This is a genomic window from Neobacillus paridis, assembly GCF_016765675.1.
Taxonomy (GTDB): Bacteria; Bacillota; Bacilli; order Bacillales; family Cytobacillaceae; genus Neobacillus; species Neobacillus paridis.
In genome coordinates, this window is record NZ_JAESWB010000358.1 from 1 (window position 1) to 616 (window position 616).

At 46.1% G+C, this 616-nt stretch carries 1 protein-coding gene; it reads right to left on the reverse strand.

Annotation, left to right across the window (positions count from 1 at the left end):
- On the reverse strand, positions 1–480 hold a 480-nt coding region (locus tag JK635_RS20880), incomplete at its 3' end, for a C45 family peptidase (protein WP_202655862.1).
- Positions 481–616: the final 136 nt, after the last annotated feature.

Here is a 616-nt window from a genome sequence, read left to right on the forward strand (position 1 = left end):
TGAATATTCACCCCAGGTGGATACTGCTGAACAGCGCATGTTATTGTAAATTTTCGGTCCAAAAATAAGGATTATCTCCAACGAGTTGGCGACCTTTAACTGCTGCAAGGAAAGCCCCGATGTTTCGGCCATTCCCATAAAAAAATTCTTGAAGCGCTGTGGGTACGATTCAAAGAGTTCATCGACGATTTCAGCATTCATCTTGCCGCACCCGCGGTTGTAGAAGTCTTTATAAGGTGCGACCAACGCGTAGGTGCTCCGGATGCTGTTAGCCAGAAGATATCCATACTGCCTGCCCATTTGCCACCAGCTTCCAGAAAGCACTAGGACTGGTACATAGTCATACGTGTATTTACTGCCGCCCTCGAATTGATCCGTCAAAAAAGAGGTGTTATTGCCACCGCAGCCCGCAAGGGCCAATGCCGTTGAGGTAAACAGGAATTCTCTTCTGTTCATTTGCAAACGATCAAGATTCGACACCTGGGCATCCTTTCGCTAGGTAAAAGCAGGCAACAGGAAAGACAGTTGTAAAAGGCAAGCGGAAGCAATCCTTTCGTAACGGAATGCAATATTAATTCCTGATAATTTTGGCTATGGGTAGGCTTGAAGTAATAGC